Source organism: Cohnella candidum (genome assembly GCF_003713065.1).
GTDB lineage: Bacteria > Bacillota > Bacilli > Paenibacillales > Paenibacillaceae > Cohnella > Cohnella candidum.
Window position 1 is genome coordinate 47,246 of sequence record NZ_CP033433.1, and the last position, 21,461, is coordinate 68,706.

18 protein-coding genes and 1 pseudogene are annotated in these 21,461 nt (G+C 56.9%); 11 read left to right on the plus strand and 8 right to left on the minus strand.

Going from position 1 to position 21,461, the window contains the following annotated elements:
* The first annotated feature begins 123 nt into the window (after positions 1–123).
* Entirely contained in the window at positions 124–1,368 is a 1,245-nt protein-coding gene (locus tag EAV92_RS00170; RefSeq protein ID WP_123039225.1) for a DUF445 domain-containing protein, read from the plus strand.
* Here EAV92_RS00170 and EAV92_RS00175 read toward each other — a convergent pair.
* Genes EAV92_RS00175 through EAV92_RS24780 form a run of 3 tightly spaced genes read right to left on the minus strand, consistent with a single transcriptional unit; the run spans position 1,325 to position 3,753 of the window.
* Positions 1,325–2,185, minus strand: coding sequence for an RnfABCDGE type electron transport complex subunit D (locus EAV92_RS00175; protein ID WP_123039226.1), 861 nt, complete (start codon positions 2,183–2,185; stop codon positions 1,325–1,327). The genes EAV92_RS00170 and EAV92_RS00175 overlap by 44 nt on opposite strands.
* The gene (locus EAV92_RS00180; RefSeq protein WP_123039227.1) at positions 2,186–3,079 is read right to left on the minus strand and encodes an FAD:protein FMN transferase; all 894 of its coding nucleotides are present in this window, start codon (positions 3,077–3,079) and stop codon (positions 2,186–2,188) included.
* On the minus strand, positions 3,076–3,753 hold the full coding sequence (locus EAV92_RS24780) for an FMN-binding protein (RefSeq protein WP_241158596.1): 678 nt from the start codon (positions 3,751–3,753) through the stop codon (positions 3,076–3,078). Before EAV92_RS24780 ends, EAV92_RS00180 begins: the two co-directional genes overlap by 4 nt.
* 122 nt (positions 3,754–3,875) lie before the next feature.
* Between EAV92_RS24780 and EAV92_RS00190 the strand changes: the two genes are divergently transcribed.
* The 3 genes from EAV92_RS00190 to EAV92_RS00200 all read left to right on the plus strand — a co-directional run bounded on the left by EAV92_RS00190 (position 3,876) and on the right by EAV92_RS00200 (position 6,178).
* The gene (locus tag EAV92_RS00190; protein WP_123039228.1) at positions 3,876–4,562 is read left to right on the plus strand and encodes a response regulator transcription factor; all 687 of its coding nucleotides are present in this window, start codon (positions 3,876–3,878) and stop codon (positions 4,560–4,562) included.
* 13 nt (positions 4,563–4,575) lie between these two features.
* A complete protein-coding gene (locus tag EAV92_RS00195) occupies positions 4,576–5,811 on the plus strand; it encodes a sensor histidine kinase (protein WP_164472567.1) in 1,236 nt (411 codons plus the stop codon).
* Between the two features lie 73 nt (positions 5,812–5,884).
* The gene (locus EAV92_RS00200) at positions 5,885–6,178 is read left to right on the plus strand and encodes a hypothetical protein (RefSeq protein WP_123039230.1); all 294 of its coding nucleotides are present in this window, start codon (positions 5,885–5,887) and stop codon (positions 6,176–6,178) included.
* A gap of 348 nt (positions 6,179–6,526) precedes the next feature.
* Here the strand turns inward: EAV92_RS00200 and htpG are convergent, their stop codons facing one another.
* Positions 6,527–8,362 carry a molecular chaperone HtpG gene (htpG, locus tag EAV92_RS00205; RefSeq protein WP_123039231.1) on the minus strand — a complete coding sequence of 612 codons (1,836 nt, stop codon included), beginning with the start codon at positions 8,360–8,362 and terminating at the stop codon, positions 6,527–6,529.
* Positions 8,363–8,550: 188 nt separating this feature from the next.
* Here htpG and EAV92_RS00210 point away from each other — a divergent pair, with 188 nt between their 5' ends.
* Positions 8,551–10,782, plus strand: coding sequence for a sensor domain-containing protein (locus EAV92_RS00210; RefSeq protein ID WP_123039232.1), 2,232 nt, complete (start codon positions 8,551–8,553; stop codon positions 10,780–10,782).
* Between the two features lie 49 nt (positions 10,783–10,831).
* Here EAV92_RS00210 and EAV92_RS00215 read toward each other — a convergent pair whose 3' ends face one another.
* Positions 10,832–14,092, minus strand: coding sequence for a DEAD/DEAH box helicase (locus EAV92_RS00215; RefSeq protein WP_123039233.1), 3,261 nt, complete (start codon positions 14,090–14,092; stop codon positions 10,832–10,834).
* 162 nt (positions 14,093–14,254) lie between these two features.
* Here EAV92_RS00215 and EAV92_RS00220 point away from each other — a divergent pair, with 162 nt between their 5' ends.
* The 5 genes from EAV92_RS00220 to EAV92_RS00240 all read left to right on the plus strand — a co-directional run bounded on the left by EAV92_RS00220 (position 14,255) and on the right by EAV92_RS00240 (position 17,535).
* Positions 14,255–14,443 carry a hypothetical protein gene (locus EAV92_RS00220; RefSeq protein WP_123039234.1) on the plus strand — a complete coding sequence of 63 codons (189 nt, stop codon included), beginning with the start codon at positions 14,255–14,257 and terminating at the stop codon, positions 14,441–14,443.
* Between the two features lie 22 nt (positions 14,444–14,465).
* Complete coding sequence (locus EAV92_RS00225; protein ID WP_123039235.1) at positions 14,466–14,870, plus strand: DUF6855 family protein; 405 nt, start codon at positions 14,466–14,468, stop codon at positions 14,868–14,870.
* A 27-nt stretch (positions 14,871–14,897) separates the two neighbouring features.
* The gene (locus tag EAV92_RS00230; protein WP_123039236.1) at positions 14,898–15,881 is read left to right on the plus strand and encodes a Gfo/Idh/MocA family protein; all 984 of its coding nucleotides are present in this window, start codon (positions 14,898–14,900) and stop codon (positions 15,879–15,881) included.
* Positions 15,882–16,245: 364 nt separating this feature from the next.
* Positions 16,246–17,052, plus strand: coding sequence for an adenosylmethionine decarboxylase (gene speD, locus EAV92_RS00235; RefSeq protein WP_123039237.1), 807 nt, complete (start codon positions 16,246–16,248; stop codon positions 17,050–17,052).
* Between the two features lie 15 nt (positions 17,053–17,067).
* Positions 17,068–17,535, plus strand: coding sequence for an acyl-CoA thioesterase (locus tag EAV92_RS00240; RefSeq protein ID WP_123039238.1), 468 nt, complete (start codon positions 17,068–17,070; stop codon positions 17,533–17,535).
* A gap of 6 nt (positions 17,536–17,541) precedes the next feature.
* Here the strand turns inward: EAV92_RS00240 and EAV92_RS00245 are convergent, their stop codons facing one another.
* The 3 genes and pseudogenes from EAV92_RS00245 to EAV92_RS00255 all read right to left on the minus strand — a co-directional run bounded on the left by EAV92_RS00245 (position 17,542) and on the right by EAV92_RS00255 (position 20,189).
* A complete protein-coding gene (locus EAV92_RS00245) occupies positions 17,542–18,168 on the minus strand; it encodes a hypothetical protein (protein WP_123039239.1) in 627 nt (208 codons plus the stop codon).
* A gap of 116 nt (positions 18,169–18,284) precedes the next feature.
* A pseudogene (locus EAV92_RS00250) lies at positions 18,285–19,203 on the minus strand (DMT family transporter).
* 131 nt (positions 19,204–19,334) lie between these two features.
* Positions 19,335–20,189 carry an SDR family oxidoreductase gene (locus EAV92_RS00255; protein WP_123039240.1) on the minus strand — a complete coding sequence of 285 codons (855 nt, stop codon included), beginning with the start codon at positions 20,187–20,189 and terminating at the stop codon, positions 19,335–19,337.
* A gap of 173 nt (positions 20,190–20,362) precedes the next feature.
* On the opposite strand from EAV92_RS00255, the gene EAV92_RS00260 reads away from it, so the two are divergent.
* Complete coding sequence (locus tag EAV92_RS00260) at positions 20,363–21,220, plus strand: DUF4405 domain-containing protein (protein WP_123039241.1); 858 nt, start codon at positions 20,363–20,365, stop codon at positions 21,218–21,220.
* The last annotated feature ends 241 nt before the right edge of the window (positions 21,221–21,461 follow it).

Here is a 21,461-nt window from a genome sequence, read left to right on the forward strand (position 1 = left end):
TTTTCGCGTTTGACGGAAGCATACTCGGCCGGAAAGTTGCCGTTGCCGCCGCCATTCCTTATCATGGAAGGATAAAGTGACCGGGGCCGTCCGATGCGGTTCCTTCCGGTTAGGGGGCTGTGCATGAAATCCAGATATTTGGCCGGGGCGTCGTTGGCTCTGATGGCTTGCGGCTTTATCGTGACGTTGTTTCTTCCCGAGAGCGCTTGGGTGCAGCTGCTGAGGGGAGGATTCGAAGCGGGACTCGTGGGCGGCGTGGCCGATTGGTTCGCGGTCACTGCGTTGTTCCGCCATCCGTTCGGTATCCCGATTCCCCATACTTCGCTTCTTCTCCGGAACAAGGACCGGATCGTCCAGTCGCTCGTATCCGCGCTCGAAAACGAGCTGCTGAACAAACAAAGCATCGAAAACAAGCTCCGGAAGCTTCCGATTCTTCGGGGAGCCGGTTCTTTCCTGACGGGCATGCTGAGAAAACGGTCCGTACGGATCGATGTGCTGGAGTTCGCGATCGGACTGCTGCGGAAGCTGCAAGTTGAGCGTGCGGTGCCTCATGTCCAAGTCGCTCTGGCCGCGTTCATCCGGCGAATGGACGCAAAGGCTGCCGCGGAATCCGCCGTCACGAAGCTGATCCAGTCGGGATACGAGGAGAAGGCATTCGATTACGCGATCCGGGGAGCGCTGGATTGGGTCGGACGTCCGGAAACGAGGCTGATGCTGGGCAAGCTTGCGATCGGCAAAATTTCCGAGGTGAAAGCTTCGGGGTTCACCGGCTTCGCGATCCAGGCGTTCGCGGGATTCATGAGCGAGGACAAGCTGGGGCAAATGCTGCAGGACATGCTGTTGTCCGCCGGTCGGGATCTGTTGGACCCGGAGGATGCCAATCGCGGGCAGATCGTGCAGGAAATCCGCGTCCGGCTGTTCGGCCTTGCGGAAGACGAGGAAAGGCTGGAGCGCTTGAAGCTATGGGCCGCCGATTTGGCGGAAGGGCCGGAAGGCGCGAGCTTCTTGCAAGCGCGGCTGGAGGAATTGCGCGATGCCTTGGTGGACAAGCTTGAGGGCAACCGGGCAAGCGGGGGGCCAATGGTGTTCTCGGCGTATCGGACGATCGCTCGGAGCCTGAGCCGGGATCCGGAAACGATGGAAACGATCGAACACCGGGTACGGACCTACGCCATCGATTTCGTGGAGGCCAATCATTACCGCATCGGCCAGCTGGTTAAGGAGAACGTCGATCAGATGGACGACGCCTCCCTCGTCCGCATGCTGGAAGACAAAATCGGCAAGGACCTGCAGTGGATTCGCGTCAACGGCGCGATCTGCGGCTTTATCGTCGGTTTGGCGCTGTCCGCGATCCAGCAGCTGGCTTAGCCTGCCTGGCGTTTTGCGTGGACATGCTCCGCAGAAGATGATAGACGTTCCCGGCGAGCAGGCCGATAAACAGGTACATCAATCCGCCGAAATAAGCGTAAACGCCTGCGGACACCGCCGCCGTGAGGAAGCCGAACACGATTTGGTCGACATTTTTATTCGGCGAAGTCGGCGGATCCGTCAGCATGATCAGCGCGAAAAACAAGGCTGCGTTGATAAACGGCGGTTGAAGCGCGTCGGAAACGCCTGCCGCATCCAGAAAGCCCGTACCGGCCGGAATGACGCCCATGCCAAGCACGTAAAGCAGAATCAGGTACGTTCCGAGAAACGAAAATACGAGCGGAAATTTGTTGATCCGATGCGTGACGAAGTAACCTCCGATGAAGATGAGCGCCAGATACCATGGAGAAAGGTCCCCGAACGCTCCCCACCAGCTTTGCTGGGATTGAAAGAGCAGGACGGATAGCAGCAAACCGGCGGCAGCCGGATTGAAGATGGGCTTTTTCTTGCGGACCAGCAAATGTTTGGGCAAGATCGCCAGGGTAGAGGTTGCCGCAACGATATACCAGGCAGAAGTAAAGCCGAGCACCAGCGCAACGATTAATCCCGTGATGAACGCGCCGTCCGGCAGGATTCTTTTTCTTCGCTCGAAGAGGCAGCAGATAATGTCAACGGCTAACGCCGATCCCACCGCAATCGCGCCATGCTTCATGCCTGCCGCAAATGCATGCGACCCCAAGGCAGCGATGGCAAGATAAACAGTCAAGACGACGAGGACGAGGGCCTTCGGCGTTTTCACCCATTGTCGAAATTTCATTCAGATTCCTCCGATTTTCATGACAGTCAGCTCAGGCGTCACCAATACTCCCTTTAATCCCGCTCGTTCGAGAAAAGCTTCCCCTTCGCCCGTACCCAGCAGGAACGCCGCGGTCGAGAAGGCATCCGCCATCATGGCGTACGGCGCTATCACGCTGCAACTGGTCCAGTCGCCCGCCGAGGTTCCGGTACGGGGATCGACGATATGATGGACGCCCTTTCGCACGGGGCTCACCCGTTCGTAACTTCCCGACGTGCAGACCGCTTCGTTCGATACTTCCACCGTTTCGACGATCCGGTCTTCGTGATGAGGATGCCGGATCCCGATTTTCCAAACATTCCGGAGATCGTCCGATCCTCCCGCGAAGAGATCGCCGCCCGCGTTGACCGCAAACCGTTCGAAGGGCTTCAGCTCCCCCGCGGCCAGGTCGATCGCGAAGCCTTTGGCCACCGCGCCGAGGTCGATGACGAGCGGCTTGCGCAAGCGCAACGTCCGTTCTTGGTCGTCCAACACGACGTCCCGATAGGATACGGAGTCCGCCGAGGGGCTATCGATAAGCTTCCCGGATAAATAGTGCCGGTTAAATCCGAGCTTTTCCATGGTTCCGCCGATCGCCGGATCAAATAAGCCGCCGGTCTGCTCGGCGAATGCCAGCGCGAACTTGAGGGGTTCATAGACATACGGGCTCACCGGAACGGGAACTCCTACGACTTTGCATGCCCGCATGAGCTCGCTATCGGGGGTGAACCGGCTGCAGGTCTGCTCGACCATGCGGAAAGCGTTAAACGCCCGGTCGATCCGGGCTTCCGCTTCGCCCTCCGCCATTTCCGTAAAAACGTCGATGTGGACGACGGTATCCATGAACAGCTTGGATTTCTGAATTCGTTGTTTCATGCGGACAGCTTCGCCTGATCCAAGGCGTCCTGTACGGCATCTTCAAACGCCCGCACGCTATAGGTGGCTCCGGATACGTTATCCACTTGCGAACTTTGGTACTGCAACACCTCGTCCGGCAAGCCGACCACGTCCGATATCGAATAGTGCATCGCGAAATTGCTGATTTCGACGTCGGTGATTTTATCGCTTTTGATCGTCACGGTCACTTGAATGGAACCGCGCCGGTTGCTGCCCATGCCGGTGAATTTGCCGTCCGCGTACACTTTACCGGCAGGACTGCTTTCCGGTGACGGGGAGGGCTTAGGTGACTCCGCAGGTTTATTCGATGGCGAAGGTTGCGCGGACTCTACGGGCTTAGTCGACGGAGATGGTTTGGGAGACGCCGCCGGTTTCTGGGAAGGCACAGGTTTCTCGGAAGGCGACGGCTCCTGAGAAGGTGAGGGTTCCGTAGATGACCCGGAATCCGAGGACGGAACCTCTATCTGCGATGGCGAAGGATCGGGAGACGCCGCGGGCTCCAGCGTTGGCGCGGGAGTGTCCAACTGGGGCGATGCGATCGCCGGCAAGGTGACGGAGGTTTGCTCGGCCGCCCGGGATTCCGAAAGAAAATATTCCGCCGAATAGATCGCGCCGAGTGCCGCCGTACAGGCCACGACCCACTTTTTGCTCATTTTTGCCACGGGAAATCCCTCCGTTTCTATCTGAATCCCAGTATAATGGGTGAACCTTAAAATTTTTTAAAAACGGACTTTCTGGTAAGATGGGGATAAAAATCGGCGGGAGGCGGGAATCGGTGCGCGTGCTGGTGGTGGAAGACGACGAAAGCTTGCTTCGGATCATCCGGGATATTTTCCAGGGGGAGTCTTTCGTCACCGATGTCGCGGAGACCGGCGACGATGGCTATTATTTGGCGGAGCAGGGGATCCACGATCTCATCGTACTCGATGTGATGCTGCCCGGGATGACGGGCATCGAGATCGTGAAGCGGCTGCGCGCGCGTTCCGTGATGACGCCGATTATCCTGCTCACGGCGAAAGACGCATTGGCGGACCGCGTGGCCGGATTGGATGCGGGCGCCGACGATTACGTCACGAAGCCGTTCGCCGTATCGGAATTGCTCGCGAGGTCCAGGGCGGTGCTGAGACGGCAAGGCACGATCGGACAAGAAGGAGATTTGACCGGCGGTCCGATTCGCCTCTCCCCTTCCGCGAGAGCAGCCTACTGCGGGGAAGCGGAACTTCACTTAACCGCGAAAGAATTCGAACTGCTGGAATTTTTCCTTTGCCATAAAGACAGGATCTTGACGCGCGAACAGATTTTCGACCGGGTGTGGGGGTTCGAGTCGGAGGCCGTCAGCAACGCGGTCGACGCCTACGTGCATCTGCTGCGGAAGAAACTTGCATCGCATGGCGCGGAAACGTGTCTCCGAACCGTAAGGGGAGTCGGTTATATGTTTAGAGGTGACCCGGATGTTCAATAGGACGCGCCGACGATTGGCGTTGCTGAATGCGGCCGTCTTCCTGCTCGTGCTCGCCATACTGGGCTCCTTGCTATACCTTCACATGCGGCAAAGGCTGTACCACGAAACCGATGAGGCCTTGAAACAAGCGCAAAACAGGCTGCAATCGGGGCACGCCTTTTCCGAGCTGCTGAGATCCGATCATCCGGAGCCGGAGCAAGGCGAAAAAACGGTCTATCTGTTCTGGGATGCGCAAGGAAAGCTGGTCGGCCAATCCCCGAAGCAGTCGTTTGACGAACGGGCGGCCGAACAATTGAAGAGCGGCGAAGGCGATAAGACGATTCGGACGTTGACGGCCGACAAATTCCATTATCGCGTGCTGAGCGTCTCCAATCCCAACCCCGCAGTCGAGTCCGGTGTCGCTGCGGTAACGGTCGCCAAAAGCTTGGGTGACGCGGATGCAACCCTGCGATTGCTATTGCTGGATATCTTCATTGTCTTGTTGGCGGGGGTCGTCATATCCGTTTTGGCCGGGTTGTTCTTGGCGGAACGCGCCTTGGTCCCGATTCGGCGGGCATGGGACAAGCAGCAGCGTTTCGTGGCCGACGCCTCGCACGAGCTGCGTACGCCGACCGCGGTGATTCAGGCGCAAACGGAATTGCTCCTGGGTCATCCTGATCATTCGATCGAGCAGGAGAGCCCCCATATCGCGGTCGTGCTGAAAGAGAGCAAACGAATGGGAAAATTGATCGACGACCTGCTGACGTTGGCCCGTTCCGATTCGAACCAATTGGAGATCCAAACCTCAGCCATAGAGTTGGATGCGCTGCTGTCCGACGTGGCGGAACAATTCGGTTTTCTGGCGGACACCCGGGGGATCGAAGTCGCCCTGAATGCCGAGAAACACCTCGTCCTGTGGGGGGATGAAAGCCGATTACGCCAACTGTTCGTCATCTTGCTGGACAATGCGTTAAAATACACGCCGCCGGCCGGGCGAATCGAGATCGCCGCGTTATCCCATCATCACTCCGTTGTGATTTGGGTAACGGATACCGGCAGCGGGATATCGGAGGAGGACCTCCCTTACGTGTTCGAACGGTTCTATCGGGGAGACAAAGCAAGGTCGCGTACGCATGGCGGAACGGGGCTGGGATTGTCGATCGCCCGTTGGATCGTCGAGGCGCACGGGGGAACGATTCGGATATCGTCCAAGGTCGGAGAGGGAACGCGCGTCGAAATTCAGTTTCCTCGGAAGCACGTCTCTAATTAAAATCTTGTCATCTTGTGCAAGCCTTGGCCTTGTCGTATAATAGGAACAAATATTCGTATGGGATGTGTGGGCGATGTCCGATCAGAAACTCACCCAGATCGAGCATATGTTGACCGAGTTGATTCATTCCGTCGGCAGCTTGAAGGCTTATTTCGAAGAAGAGCGGGAAGAGAACGGGCGGCGCTTTGCGCAAATCGACGAGCGATTCGCACAGATGGACAAGAAGTTTGAGCAGATGGACAAACGTTTCGACGACCTTTCTTCAAAGCTCGACGAGATTAATAATGATCAGCATTACATGGCTGCGCGCATTTTCCAGAACGAAATGGAAGTCCAGAAAGTTAAGGATAAGCTCCTCAACCGTTGACCATAGATAAACAAAACCCGGCAGACCTTAATGAACTGCACCCCTATTGTTAGATGGTGTCTAACAATTGGGGTGCAGTTCAGTCTCGCCGGGTTTTCTTACGGTTTTAGCGGCTCGTTATCCGAAATTGCTGCAATCGTGCAGGTATTTTAGCCGAGCCTGCCCATCCGAAGAGCAAAGGTGCAATCGTGCAGGTATTTCGTCGTGTGATGGCTCGTACCGAGCATTTTGCCGAGAAATAGGTGTAGATTTGCACCTATTTTACTTCCAAGCCTTAACCGGCTTCGAAATAGATGTACTTTTACATCAATTTCAATTGGGAAGGCCGAAAATACAGGCGAGTCGCTCTTACACCATCACTTTGCAAATATCGTTCGTGAACGCCACGGGGTCCTGGATCGGCAGGCCTTCGATGAGCAACGCCTGATGGTACAGCAGGTTCGTGTACAGCGCCAGCTTCTCTTTGTCGCCCGCGTACGCGTCCTTCAGCGACTGGAACACCGCATGGTTGACGTTGATCTCGAGCACCTTGTCGGCTTTGACGTCCTGGCTGTTCGGCATCGCCTGCAGGATTTTCTCCATCTCGATCGAGACCTCGCCCTCCGTGGACAGGCAAACCGGATGGGACTTCAAGCGTTTGGATGCCTTGACCGCTTTGACCTTGTCCGCGAGCAGCGATTTCATCTCGTCGAACAGTTCCTTCTGGCCGCTTTCCTCAGGAGTCTCCTCGTCGTTCTTCGCGTCCGTTTCGATCCCCAAATCGCTGTCGGACACCGACTTGAACGATTTGTCTTTGTAAGACATGAGGACTTTAAGCGCGAATTCGTCGATGTCGTCCGTGAGGTACAGGACTTCGTAGCCTTTATCCAGCACGAGTTCGGTTTTCGGCGATTTCTCGATCCGGTCGATCGATTCCCCGGAAGCGTAGTAGATGTATTTCTGGTCTTCCTGCATTCTCGCGACGTATTCGTCGAGGGTGACGCGCTTCTTCTCCTTGGAGGAGTAAAACAGGAGCAGATCCTGCAGCGTTTCCTTGTTCATGCCGAAATCGCTGTACACACCGAATTTGAGCTGGCGGCCGAACGATTCGTAAAACTGCTCGTATTTTTCGCGCTCATCCTTGAGCAAGCTGAGCAGCTGGCTTTTGATTTTGCCGGCGATGTTTTTGGCGATGAGCTTGAGCTGCCGGTCGTGCTGGAGCATCTCCCGGGAGATGTTCAGAGACAGATCTTCGGAGTCGACCATGCCTTTGACGAAGCCGAAATAGTCGGGCAGCAGGTCCGCGCACTTGTTCATAATCAGCACGCCGTTCGAGTACAGCTCCAGCCCTTTTTCGTATTCCTTGGTGTAGTAATCGAAGGGCGGCTTCTCGGGAATGAACAGGATCGCGCGGTAGACCGCGGCGCCGTCCGCCTGGATGTGGATGTGCTTGATCGGCTTGTCGAAGCCGTAACGCTTCTCCGCGTAGAAGTTGTCGTAGTCTTCCTGCGTCAGCTCGTTTTTGTTTTTGCGCCAGATCGGCACCATGCTGTTGACCGTCTGTTCCTCGCCGTCTTGCTCCATCTTGATCGGATAACGGATGAAGTCCGAATATTTCTTGATGATCGCCTTCAGCCGGTACGGTTCCAAAAATTCGTCGTATTGCTCGTCTTCCGTGTTTTCCTTGATTTTCAAAATGATCTGCGTACCGACGGTGTCCTTGTCGCACGGTTCGATCGTGTAGCCGTCGGCGCCGCGGGATTCCCACTTGTACGCTTGATCGCTGCCGAGCGCGCGGCTGATCACCGTCACGACGTCGGCGACCATGAACGCGGAGTAGAAGCCGACGCCGAATTGGCCGATGATCGAGTGGTCCTCTTTCAATTCGTTCTCTTGTTTGAACGCGAAAGAACCGCTTTTGGCGATGACGCCGAGATTGTTCTCGAGATCTTCCTGCGTCATGCCGATGCCGGTGTCGGTCAACGTCAGCAGGCGGTTCTCTTTGTCGGCGGAAATTTTGATGTGATAGCTGTCCTTATCAAAGACAAGCTTATCGTCGGTAAGCGCCCTGTAGTAGATTTTATCGATGGCGTCGCTGGCGTTGGAGATGAGCTCTCTCAGGAAAATTTCCTTCTGCGTGTAGATCGAGTGGATCATCAGGTCGAGCAGTCGTTTGGATTCGGCTTTGAACGCTTTCATAGCCACGCGGCGATTCTCCTTTCGAACGTTGCGGATTCAGATGTTAGCACTCTGTTCTCGAGAGTGCTAATTTACTCTTTTCTTATACCATAAAATGCGAAACGTATCAATCCGTAGGCGTGAACAGGGAGGCGTGTTAGAATAGGGATTATTTAGAATAAACGAACGATATCGAACAGCAGGAGAGCGCACCCATGGGATCGTTTATCGGATTGAGCAAACGGAAATGGCTGTTGATCTATCTGGTTTTCATAGCGGCGGAAGCGGCGATTGAAATCGGATACAGTTTATGGTCGTTCAGCAGGATCGTCGATTTCACTTTCCAAACAACGGTTTTTGCGGCGGCGATCGCCTTCCTCGCCTACCTTCAGAGGAGAATGGACGAGGCGAAAGAGGAACTGACGCAAAACCGCCAGAAGCTGCAGAACATTTTCGATACGCTGGACGTGGCCATCTGGTCGCATGAGCTCACGACGGATGCGCTGCTCATTACCCCGGGGATCGAGAAATTGTACGGTTACTCCTCGGAGGCGTTTTACCGGGATCTGACGCTTTGGCGCAAGGTCATCGTTCCCGAGGATTTGCCGCTTATCGAAGACCGGGTACGGAGAACCGCATTGGGGGAAGCCGTCACCACACTGTACAGAATCGTGCGTCCCGATGGAGAAGTACGGTGGATTCAGGATCGGGGCATTCCCGTGCTGGACGAGCACGGCCGCATGACGAATTTCACGAGCGTCCTGTTCGACATTACGGACCGGAAGGAAAGCGAAGCCCGTTACCGCAGCTTGGTGGAAACGTCACCCGATCTGGTCGCGGTGGTCAGCAAGGGCAGGCTTGAATACATCAATCCGGCCGGCTGCAGGTTTATCGGAGCCTTATCTCCGGAGTCGATCTCCGGCCTTCCGGTGGAAGCCGTGCTGCCCGGGCATGTATGGTCGGCCCTGAGGGCCGCGGCAGAGATTGCGACAGGCGAAGAAGGGGAACTGAAGCGGTTGGAGTTCCGGTTCGAGACTCCTGAAGGCAGAGCGTCCGACGTGGAGATCACCTCGATGCCCATTCTGTTCGAAGGCCGGCTGGCCAGGCAGATCGTGGGCAGGGACATCACGGAGCGGAAACAGGCGGAACAGACGATCCAGCACATGGCTTTCTACGATTCGTTAACGGAACTCCCCAACCGCTATATGATCAAGCGGCATATGAACAAAGCATTGAGCCGCAAAACCGACCAGACGGCCGCGGTGCTTTTCATCGACTTGGACCGGTTCAAAATCATCAACGATACGCAGGGACACACGGTGGGCGACGTTATCCTGCTGATGGTCGCGAAGAGGTTGGAAAACGCCGTGCGCGATGCGGGAATCGTTTCCCGCCAGGGAGGGGACGAGTTCATCGTTTTCCTCGAGAATGTCGGCAAAGAAGAGGCGGTCCGCCTTTCCCAGAGGCTGCTGGATGAGTTCCTCGAACCCTTGGAATACGGCGGACAGCGGTATTACGTGACGCCAAGCATCGGGATCAGCTTATACCCGTTCGACGGTACCGACGAAGATACGCTGATCAAAACCGCGGATACCGCCATGTACCACGCCAAAGCACGGGGAAAAAACAACTTCCAGTTTTACACGCCGGAACTGCTGGGCGTCTCCTCGCGTAAAATGGAGCTCGAGAACGGCTTGCGAAGAGCTTTGGAGCGGCAGGAACTTACGGTAGTGTATCAACCGCAGGTGGAGCTTGCTACCGGCAGGACCGTCGGCATGGAAGCCCTTGTCCGCTGGGAACATCCGGAAAACGGCCTGCTCTCGCCCGGCGAATTCATTCCGCTTGCGGAGGAGACGGGCCTTATCGTTCCGCTGGGCAAATGGGTGCTGGAACAAGCCTGCCTGCAAAGCCGGGAATGGCAGGCCGCCGGATTCAAGCCGATTCCGATGTCCGTGAACATCTCGGTGAGGCAGATGGAGGACGACCGCTTCGTCGACACCGTCACGGAGATCCTGGAGCGAACGGGACTCGATCCCCGGCACCTGGAGCTGGAAATCACCGAGAGCATCATGCAGAACATCGAGAGATCGACGCATATCCTGAACCGCTTGAAGAAGCTGGGCCTTCGGATCGCCATCGACGATTTCGGCATGGGATATTCCTCGCTCAGCAACCTGAAGCATCTGCCGATCGATACGCTCAAAATCGATAAAGCCTTCATCGACGACATCGATTCCCAATCGGAACAGGGCGCGATGGTCAAAACGATCATCGACATGGGCAACCACATGAGGTTCACCATTATCGCCGAAGGCATCGAAAGCGAAAGCCAAGTGAAATTTCTGATCTGGAACGGGTGCAAAATCGGACAAGGCTACCGGTTCAGCCGGCCGATCGCCGCCGGGCTGGCGGAACGCTTCCTCGCGTCGGAATCTGCGCATACATAAGAGCAGCCCCATCCATCGCCCATGCGGCGAAGGGTGGGGCTGTTTTGGTTCATTCCAGCATGAGAATCTCGCGGATATCCTGCTCCGTCAAGGAAGACAGGGCCTCTTGCCCGGGCTGGATCACTTCCTCGATCAGGTTCTTTTTCCGCTGCTGCAGCGCGTACATTTTCTCTTCGACGGTGCCCTGCGCAACGAGACGGATCACCTGCACGACGCTTTTCTGCCCGAAGCGATGGGCGCGGTCTTCCGCCTGCTGCTCCACGGCGGGATTCCACCAGAGGTCGTACAGGACGACCGTGTCCGCCCCGGTCAAGTTCAACCCGGTCCCCCCGGCTTTAAGCGAAATGAGGAACACGTCCTTTTCCCCGTCGTTAAAGCTGTTGCACAGCTCGATCCGTTCGGCGGGCGGGGTTTGGCCGTCCAAATAGAAGTAAGGGACGCCTTGCCGGCTCAATTCACGGCGGATGAGGCCCAGCATCTCGGTAAACTGGGAGAACACGAGCATCCGCCTGCCGGAGCCGCGGCATTCCTCCACGATTTCCAGCAGCTGCTCGAACTTGGACGAGGACCCGGCATACCCTTCCACGAACAAAGCCGGGTGGCAGCACAGCTGGCGAAGCCGCGTCAGGCCGGCCAATATTTTGATCCGGTTTTTCCGGAAGTCGTCCTTGGCCAAGTGCTTCAAGCTTTCCTTCCGGAGCTTTGCCAAATAGGAGAGGTAAAGCTTCTTCTGCTCGGGCAGCAGCTCGGACGGCTGCAGCGTTTCGATTTTCTCCGGGAGCTCCGTCAGAACGTCGGTCTTGAGCCGGCGCAGCAGGAACGGTCGAATCCGCTTCGCCACCGTCTCGCGGGGCAGCTCGGCGAAATCCTTGCGTTCCGGGAAAAGCCCCGGGAACACGGCGTCGTAGATCGACCAAAGCTCCTCCAGCCGGTTTTCCACGGGCGTGCCGGTCAGCGCGAACTTATGCTGGGCCCGTATGGTCTTGACGGCTTTCGCCGTTAAGGTGTCGGGATTTTTGAAAGCTTGGGCCTCGTCCAAAAAGAGGACGTGGAATTCCCGCGCGGCATACAGTTCGGCGTCTTTCAGGAGCAACGGGTAGGACGTGATGATCGCATCGGCCTCGATCGTCCCTTTGAGCAGGCCGGTTCTCTCCGTTTTGCTTCCGTCCGCGACGACCGCCCGAATGTCGGGGGCGAACTTCCGCAGCTCGTTCTGCCAATTGTACAGCAGGGAAGCGGGCGACACGATCAGCGCCGGCCGGCCCCCGTCCCGGATCGCGGGCAATTCGGAGACGAGGAAGGCGATGCTTTGCAGCGTTTTGCCGAGGCCCATGTCGTCCGCCAAAATGCCGCCGAACCGGTAATGGGCCAGCGTTTTCAGCCATTGGTAGCCCGTCTTCTGGTAATCCCTCAGAACGGCATCCAGGCTGTCCGGCACCGGGAACTCGAGATTGTCCGGATTCCGCATGTCTTCCAGAAGCCTGCGGAAGTTTTTTCCGAGCTTGATTCCTTCGCGCTTCCCGGAAGAGTCCAGCAAATGAAGGGCGCGGACGAGAGGAACCCTCGCTTCCGCTCCCATGACGTTCTCGCTGCGGATCCCCGTCTCGTTGAGGAAGCGGACCATTTCCCGGAACGCTCCGCTTTCCAGCGGCATGAGGGCTCCGTTCGCCAAACGGTAAAATCTCCGCTTCTCCTCCAGGGCGGAAATCAACCCGCGGATCTCTGCGGGAGCGAAGCCCTCCAGCTCGAATTTGCAGTCCAGCCAGTCCGTTTTTTCGCCGGCTTCCAGTACCAAGCGGGGAGGCGCGTTCGGGACGAAGAGCCGGGTTTTGACGGCAGAGGTCGCATAGATGTCCGCCAGCTTCTCCAGCTCGGGAATGACGTGATGCAGGAAGTCATATTCCGCGTCTTCGTCGGTCATGACATAGCCGCTTTCGGTTTTCGTGAACGGGCAGCCGTCCAACAGCTCGAGAATCTTCCGCTCCCGCTCTCCGTCCCGCAGCAGGATTCTGCCGCCGCCGGGCTTGCGGGTATTCGTTTCCAGCGGATTGATGAGAATATCCCCGTATTGGAATTCCAGTCCGGCGAGCAGCCGGTCCTTCACTCGGTCAAGATAGATTTTGGCTTTCAGGGGAATCCGCGTCAGACGGTCCGCGACGGCTTGCTCGATCCGTACGTTGCCCAGCGTCATCAGTCCGGGAACGACCTTCTCCATGAACGGCCCGATTTGACCGGAAGAAACGGGCACGCTTCGCGTACCGGAAGTGTCCAGCATGCGCTGAAGCTCCGACAATCGGCCGCACGCATCCGGCTTCAGCTTCAGCAGCTTTCCGCTGTGTACGACGATGCCGTATTCCTCCATCACGGTCAGCCCTTCGAGCCCATTGACGTCCAATCGATAACCGCCGCGTCCGGCCGGTCCGATCGCGAATTCCAACGGCAATGGATCGCCGGAAAGCCGGAATTCCTCGGACACGGTTCCCCCGAGCTCCAGACGGACGGTCGGGGCTTGGATCAGCAACGGAAGCAAAGCTTCCCAGAACACCGGGGGCACGGGCAGCAAACGGTCTTCGTTCGTCCGATGCGCAAGGGCGGCCAGCGGGTCGGAAGCGGCGTCGGCGTACATCTTCTCTTGGCGGGTGATTCGGATCAGCTGCCGGAGGATCGCGTCATCCTCGGGACGAAAGCCGTGCCGCGACGGCTCGTATACGAAACGGGGGGTGAAGGCGTACGTTTCCCCGCGGTCGACGTGGCCGAGAAACTCCCGGATTTTCTGCACGACGTAGAGCCGCTGGGGGCCGGTCTTCAATTCCACGCCGAACATTTGCTTGCGGTAGCCGTAAGGCACGACGCGCAGCGTGAACTCCACGTCCAGCAGCGGCCGGGAATCTTGGACTAGACGGGTGCTGGCGACCGGCTTCGGGTTGCTGCCGAACAGGCCGAGCAGGCTTTCGGTCAAGCCGTATTCGTTGGCCGGTGCTTGCCCGCCCGAATCCGGCACGGGTGCAGTGCCCGTTTCCCGCCCGATGTCGCGGAGGCTCAGCAGGACGGCCGCGACATGCTGGCAGTAACGGTCGTAGGAGCCGAGCGTCGGACACGTGCATTCGGCGCGGATGCCGCCGTGGGCGTCCGCTCGGACCGTAACGTGGAAACTCTCATTTTGACCTCTAACCGTCGCTTCGCAGATTCCGCCAATTGAATTGTACCGGGTCAACTCCACCTTCCGCGCGCGATGGAACGCTTCGCCTTTGTTATAAGAAAGCTGGCCGCACAGAGATTGAATGGTTCGGGTCGTGAGCTGCAGACTCATGGGGACGCGCCCCTTTCCGTTCGGGAGTTCGTATCCCTCCATTATTCACGGGGGCGGTTCCGGCTGTCAACAAACGGCCTTTTTCGTCGATCCTGTCTGGATTGCGGCCGGAATTTAGTCCATAATGGACACAAAACCATCAGCACCGAGGTGATGACCCCGATGTCGGAATCCGGCCAAGAACCGCGTAAAATCAGCCTCGCCGAGGCGATGAAGAAGAAGTTGGAGCAGAAGAAGCAAGCGGCTTCCTCTTCCAAAGCGCAGCAAGACCATTTCAGCACCGAGACGAAGAAGATGCGCAGCCAAATCAAAAAGAAACCGAACAACCAGAAGAAAAGAACGGGCGTATAAAGCGAAGGAGACACGTCACGACATGACGGCACAAGGAACGAAAGAAAACCCGTGGAAATTGAAGACCCCTCCGCTCACCTCAGAGTACGAGATGTACAAAGACGAGAAAGACGGCAAGGAAATCCTGGTTTGCACCGTCGGGAAAACCGTCCTTCATTACGATTACCGCTGTATTGCCGATCTTCATGCCATGCTGAAGGAACACGGCGATTGGATGGAGCTAGGCAGCGCCGATGAGCAGAAGCCGGCCAAAGAAAGAACGGTGGAAGCCTGGGGCCGTTCGGCCGACAATCCGGTCGGCGGCTGGTACGGACTCAAGAAAGGTTTCCGCGGCCGTTTCGGCATGTACGTACCGCCGCTGCTCGAAGAGCTGGGCCTTGCGGAGGTCGAGCACAACCCTAGAAACAACCGCATGCGGGCGAAATAAGGGAGTTTCGGAGAAGGAGCTTTCGGAATGAGATTCGGCATTATCGGAACCAATTGGATCGCGGATCGTTTTCTGGCGGCGGCTCGGGAAGTCCAAGGCTTCGAGCTGACGGCGGTTTATTCTCGGACCGAGGAGAAGGCCAAGGAGTTCGCGGCCAAGTATGGCGCGGCTCATACGTTTACGGATATCGGGCAGATGGCGGACAGCGGCCTCATCGACGCGGTGTATATCGCCAGCCCGAACTTCCTACACGCAGAGCAGTCCATTCTCTGCATGGATCACGGAATCCACGTGCTCTGCGAAAAGCCGGCCGCGTCGAACGCCCGGGAATTCCGGTCGATGGCGAAAGCGGCGAAACGGAACGGAGTCGTGTTCATGGAAGCCATGAAGTCGACGCTGCTTCCGAACTTCCAAGCGATACAAGAAAACCTGCCGAAACTGGGGAAGGTGCGCCGGTATTTGGCCAGCTACTGCCAATACTCGTCGCGCTACGACGCGTACAAGCGGGGAGAGCTGCCGAATGCGTTCAATCCCTCGCTGTCGAACGGGTCCTTGATGGATTTGGGCGTGTACGGGATCTACCCGCTCGTCGTCCTGTTCGGAAAGCCGGACGCGATCAAAGCGAGTGGAGTGTTGCTGGAATCCGGCGCCGACGGCGAAGGCAGCATCCTGCTGCAGTACCCGGACATGGACGCCGTCATTATGTATTCCAAAATCACCGACTCCTCGCTTCCCTCGGAGATTCAAGGAGAGAACGGCTGCATGGCGATCCACGGGATCAGCCAGCCGCACAAGGTGGAGATCCGCTACCGGGACGGAAGTACGGAAGACCTGACGAAGCCTCAGAGCGAGCATACGATGGCTTACGAAATCCGTGAGTTTGTCGGTTTGATCGAAGCGGGGCTTTCGGAATCGCCGACAAACACCCATGAAAGATCGCTTCTGACACTGGAAATCATGGACGAAGCGAGAAGGCAGATCGGGCTCGTATTCCCGGCGGACCAACAATAGCAACAGTAAAGGCGTCGCGATAGCGGCGCCTTTTTTTTAGGTAAAAGCACTCGCGAAGTTATTGCTTTTCGGCACTAAAATGGATCTCTGGATCGGCTGGACCGCAGAGTTATTGCTTTTGGACACTAAAAGCTTGCTTTTACCTGCGCATCCACGGTGAAACAGGCGATTTAGCGTCGAAAAGCAATAAAACGACCTTGCTTTCGCGATCGAATCCGAAGTTAGTGCCCAAAAGCAATAAAACGGGGCGCGGCGACGGTGGAGCGATCGCAGTTGCGGTTGGCGGTGTCCGATCCGGGCGCCTTTTAACTTTCCAACAAAAGGGGGAATAATACCTATTGCCTAATCGAAAGGAGCCGTGACCATGAAGCTGACGCCCGAGCAAGTCATCACGCTGCACGGATTCAACAACCTGACGAAGACCTTGAGTTTTAACATGTACGATATTTGCTATACGAAAACCGAGGAAGAGCGGGACGCCTATCTCGAGTACATCGACGAGCAGTACAATTCCGACAGGCTCAAAAACATCCTGAAGGACGTCGCCGACATCATCGGAGCCCATACGCTGAACATCGCCCAGCAGGACTACGTCCCCCAAGGGGCCAGCGTCACGATGCTCGTGTCCGAGGGGCCGATCGTCGAGGTTCCGACCGAGCATTACGACGAATCGCCGGGCCCGCTGCCGGAGTCGGTCGTCATTCAACTGGACAAAAGCCACGTCACCGTCCATACCTACCCGGAATACCACCCGAACGGCGGCATCAGTACCTTCCGCGCGGACATCGACGTCTCAACCTGCGGAGAAATCTCGCCGCTCAAGGCGCTCAACTATTTAATCCACTCGTTCGACACCGACATCATGACGATCGACTACCGGGTGCGCGGCTTCACGCGGGCGGCGGACGGCCACAAGCTGTACATCGACCACGAGATCAGCTCGATCCAGAATTACATCCCCGACGAAGTGATCGAGATGTATGATATGATCGACGTGAACGTGTACCAGGAAAATATCTTCCACACCAAGTGCAAGCTCCGGAATTTCGATCTGAACAACTACCTGTTCGGCTACACGAAGGATAAGCTGGAACCGGGCGAAGAGAAGGAGATCACGGAAAGCTTGAAGAAGGAGATGGACGAGATTTTCTACGGGAAAAACATCACGTAAGAGAGGGGCGCGCCGTTGAGGCCGATTTCGTATGTGCAGCCGGATCCCGAAGCTTGGCTGGGGAAATTCCGTTTTTCGATCCCGATCAAACCCCGTTATTTCGAGACGGACATGTTCGGACACGTGAATAATATCAGTTATTTCATTTATTTCGAGCAAGGGCGCGTGGAATATTTGGAGTCGCTTGGTTTGGGGGAGCGGCTGTTCAACGATCGGAACGCTTCCGTCGTCGCCGATTTGGAATGCCAGTATCTCGCGCAGGTATTCAAAAAAGACAAGCTCAGCCTGAAAGTTCGCGTGGCGAAGCTGGGGCGTTCGTCGTTCGATTTGGAGTACGCGCTGGTTGACGCCGAGACCGGGCGCTTGAAGGCGACCGGCCGGGGCGCGATGGTGTATATCGACAAGCAAAGCGGCAAAAGCGAACCGCTGCCGGACGACGTGAAGCGGAAAATCGCGGCTTTCGAGGAAACGGAGATGGCGTAAAAAAGGTCAGTTCGACGCTGCGGTTTCCTCCGAGGGCGCGGCCTTCCGCTCGATGAGCCAGACGACGCCCCAGAACGCGACGACGCCGAGCGTGGCGATAATCGCCGTTCCCCCGGCATGGATGATGGCGATCACCGCGAAAGCCGTAGCGAGCAGGAAATGGATTTTTCGCAGATGCTTGTTTCTCACCCGGCGGATGAGAAATCCGTATACGCCAAGCGACAGCAGCAGCGCGAGCCCGGCGATGCCCGTGTACGTTTCCCGCTTGATCGCAGCTTGGGTTAAGAAGTAAAAGCCGTGTACGGCGATCAAAATGAGAGCGGCGTAACCGAGCCACTGATGCAGTTTATCGAACCAGCGGACCAGGAAGCGGACGAAAGGGGAGGGCGATCTTCTGCTACGCTTCAGGCGCAGCCAGGCATAGCTGGCGGCGGCTCCATAGACGGCCAGCGTGCCCAGCAGCTTGAAGGTTTCTTCGGCTCCGTGGTCTTCGCCCCGTTGCATCGGCGGGACCCCGCCGTTCATGGGCGGTCTGCCGTGGTCGGCGACGCCTATCAGCGAGTAGATGAGCAGGCCCAGGCTGGCTAAGGCCACGAGAATGGCGGGAATGTAGGCGGTGCGGTTGGATTTCATCGTAGGTTCGTCCTTTCGGGATTCGGTACGATGATCTTACCCGAAGGTTCTTAAAATTATATGAAAAAAGCGCCCTTGTCTTTTCGGACGAGGGCGCTTCCGTTTCAATTGCAGGATTATCCGGCTTTGCGAGACAGTGGTACCCCGCTTGCCGGACGAACGGACGGCTTCGGTTTGCGGTTGACCAGATAGATGCTGACGGCGATCAGTACGAGGCCGAGTACGAGAAACGCAGAGAAGGCTTCGTGCAAAAACAGCGTTCCCGAAAATACGGAGATGAGAGGGACCAGAAACGTATACGACGCGATTTTGCTGGCGTCGCCCGCGTTGACGAGCGTAAAGTAAACGACCCAGGAAGCCGAAATGCCGAGCACGATGCCGAACGACAAGCCTGTCCACAAATGGGCGTTCCAAACGATGGCCGACCAGGATTCCGAGACGGATCCCGCGGCGGTCAGGCAAATGCCGCCGATGATGCATTGAAAGGCGACGAGCCAGATCGCGTCGACTCTGCCGCTGATCTTCTTGACGTATACCGTTCCGATCGCCCAACTGATCGCCGTGAGGATGCCGATCACGATGCCCGGAAGCGCGACGTGGCCGGACAAGCCGCCCGCACTGACCGCCAACACTCCGCCGACGCCGAGGATGAGACCGAATATTTTCAGCCCGTTCATCGATTCCCCGAGCCACATCCACGCCATGATGCCGACGAGCACGGGCTGCAGATAGACGATGACCGAGAAGAGGCCGGACGGCACGTACATCAGTCCGACCGTTTGAAGGCCGTAGAAGAGAGAAACGTTAAAGACGGAAGAGATCACATAGATCGGCCAATTCCGTTTCCACTGGATCTCTTTCCTATTAGATACGTATAGAACCGCCAGCAGCAAACCTCCGAGCAGCGTGCGCAGGGCGGCGAACAACAGCGGAGGGGTGTAGTCCAGCGATTTTGTAAATCGGCCAGGATACACCCCACACGACGACGAGAAACGCGATCAGCAAGACGGTTGCTTTTCGCGAGAGTGGATTCATGAGGCAGGATCTCCTTATCTATGATGGATAGATGAACATTCGCAAGGAATAATCCTACGCCTCTTCGTCCCGATTCGCAATTTAGATTTTTTCCGTGTTTGGAAGGCGTTGGCACCGCGGGGCGCGCCGGCTCATTTCCCTTTGCGGGTCAACTCGGCGAGTCGGTCCCATTGCTCGCCGGTCACCTCGAGCAGGTCGTTGAACTGGCCGGCTCCGCGCAGCCATTCGCCGCCGTCGATCGTGACGACTTCCCCGTTCATGTAGGAGGCGTAATCGGACACGAGGAACGCCGCCAGATGGGCGAGCTCTTCCGGGCTGCCCACCCGTCCGAGCGGAACGCGATCCACCATTTTTTGCTCCAGCTCCGGAGTCGGAGACAGCCGGGACCACGCGCCCTCCGTTGGGAACGGGCCTGGCGCGATGGCGACCTGCCGGATGCCGTAGCGGGCCCATTCCACCGCGAGGGACCGGGTTAACGCGAGCACGCCGGCTTTGGCGGCCGCCGATGGCACGACGAAGCCGGATCCGGAGGAGGCGTATGTCGTCACGATATTGAGCATCGTGCCGGCGTGCCCGGCTTCGATCCATCGCTTGCCGACCTCCAGCGTGGCGTAAAACGTGCCGTGAAGCACGATGTTCAGCACGGCGTCGACCGCCCGCGGCGACAACCGTTCCGTCGGGCTGATGAAATTGCCTGCGGCGTTGTTCACGAGCACGTCGATTTTCCCGTAATGCCGCTCCACCGCTTCCACCAGCTCTTGGACTTGCGCAGCATCGCGGACGTCGCAGCTTTTGAAATAAACCTCTTTCCCGTCGGTGCCCATTTCCCCGGCAGTCTGCTTCAACACTTCTTCCCGCCGGCCTGCGATCGCAAGCTTAGCCCCGAGCTCGAGAAACGCCTCGCCCATGGCCCGGCCGAGTCCGGTACCTCCGCCGGTTATCAGAATCACTTTGTCCTTCAGCAAATCCTTCGCGAATGGCCCCATGCGAGATCCAGCTCCTTTGGAGGGAGGGAATGGAAAGGCTAACCTGCTCCCGTTATGATTTGATCATATAATTCGATCGTACTTTCAGAAACCCTTCAGTTTGCCCTCATTTCTATTTAAGCTTCGTTTGCCACAATGAGGCCATGACAAAGAGATGGGAGAAATGGCTGTACATGAAGAAAATAACGTACGTCAAATTCATATTGGATTTGGCAATGGCGATTACGTTCGTGCTTTTATTCAACGACCGGGTGCTCGGAGGACTCACGTTTCACGAGATAGCGGGTCTTGGCATCGGGATCGCGTTCATCACTCACGTATTGCTGAACGTCAATTGGGTCAAGAGAGTGACGATGAAGCTGTTCGACCGCAAGCTGCCGGGCAAAACCCGATTCGGCTACCTGCTGAACCTCCTGCTCCTCGTGACCATGACGTTCATTATCGTCAGCGGGATTCTCATTTCGAGAGTCGTGTTCCCGAACCTGAACGCCGGCAACGAAATGTGGTTCAAACCTACGCATATCGGGGTTTCGTTCATCGTGCTCATTCTGGTCGGCATTCACGTGGGCTTGCATTGGCATTGGGTCATGGGCGTGGTGAAGAGGGATTTCAAAAAAACGTCCCCTCCTGTGGTCGGCGTGGTCCTCAAGCTGGTGGCGGCGGCAATCTTGCTGTTCGGCGGGTACCAGATGTACACGCAAAATTTCCCGCAGCGCGTGAGCTCGGCGGCTTCCTCTCTGTTCAACGCAGGATCCGTTCAAGGGATGGAAGGCGGCAAATTCCGCATGGGGGATGGAGCCGGTTTCCAAAAAGGGAGCGGGACCGGCGAACGGCCAACCCCTCCTCAGGGCGGCTTCGAGGGCAAGAGAGGTGGTTTCGAAGGCAGGAGAGAAGGCGGTCCCGGCGGCGAGAGTCCGGTGAACGTACTGCTCACCTATTTTGGAATCATGGGCGTATTCGTCGTCATCACGTACTACTTAGACAAGCTCGGGATGCGCAAAAAACGCAAGAATGAAGCCACGGCATCCTGACGCTGACAAGAGCGCGAACCTTATCGGTTCGCGCTCTTTTTTGTGTGCGGAAAACACCTCGTTCTCCGCTTATGGTGCAAAAACTGCGTATGTACATCTATTTTTAGACGAATTCATGGATCCGAAGTGAAAAGGTGCACTCGTGCAGGAATTTCGTATCGTAAGGGCTCATATGTCGTTTTTACCGAGAAATAAATGTATTTTTGCATGTTTGGGGATCTGGCCCTGGGAGAACCTCGAA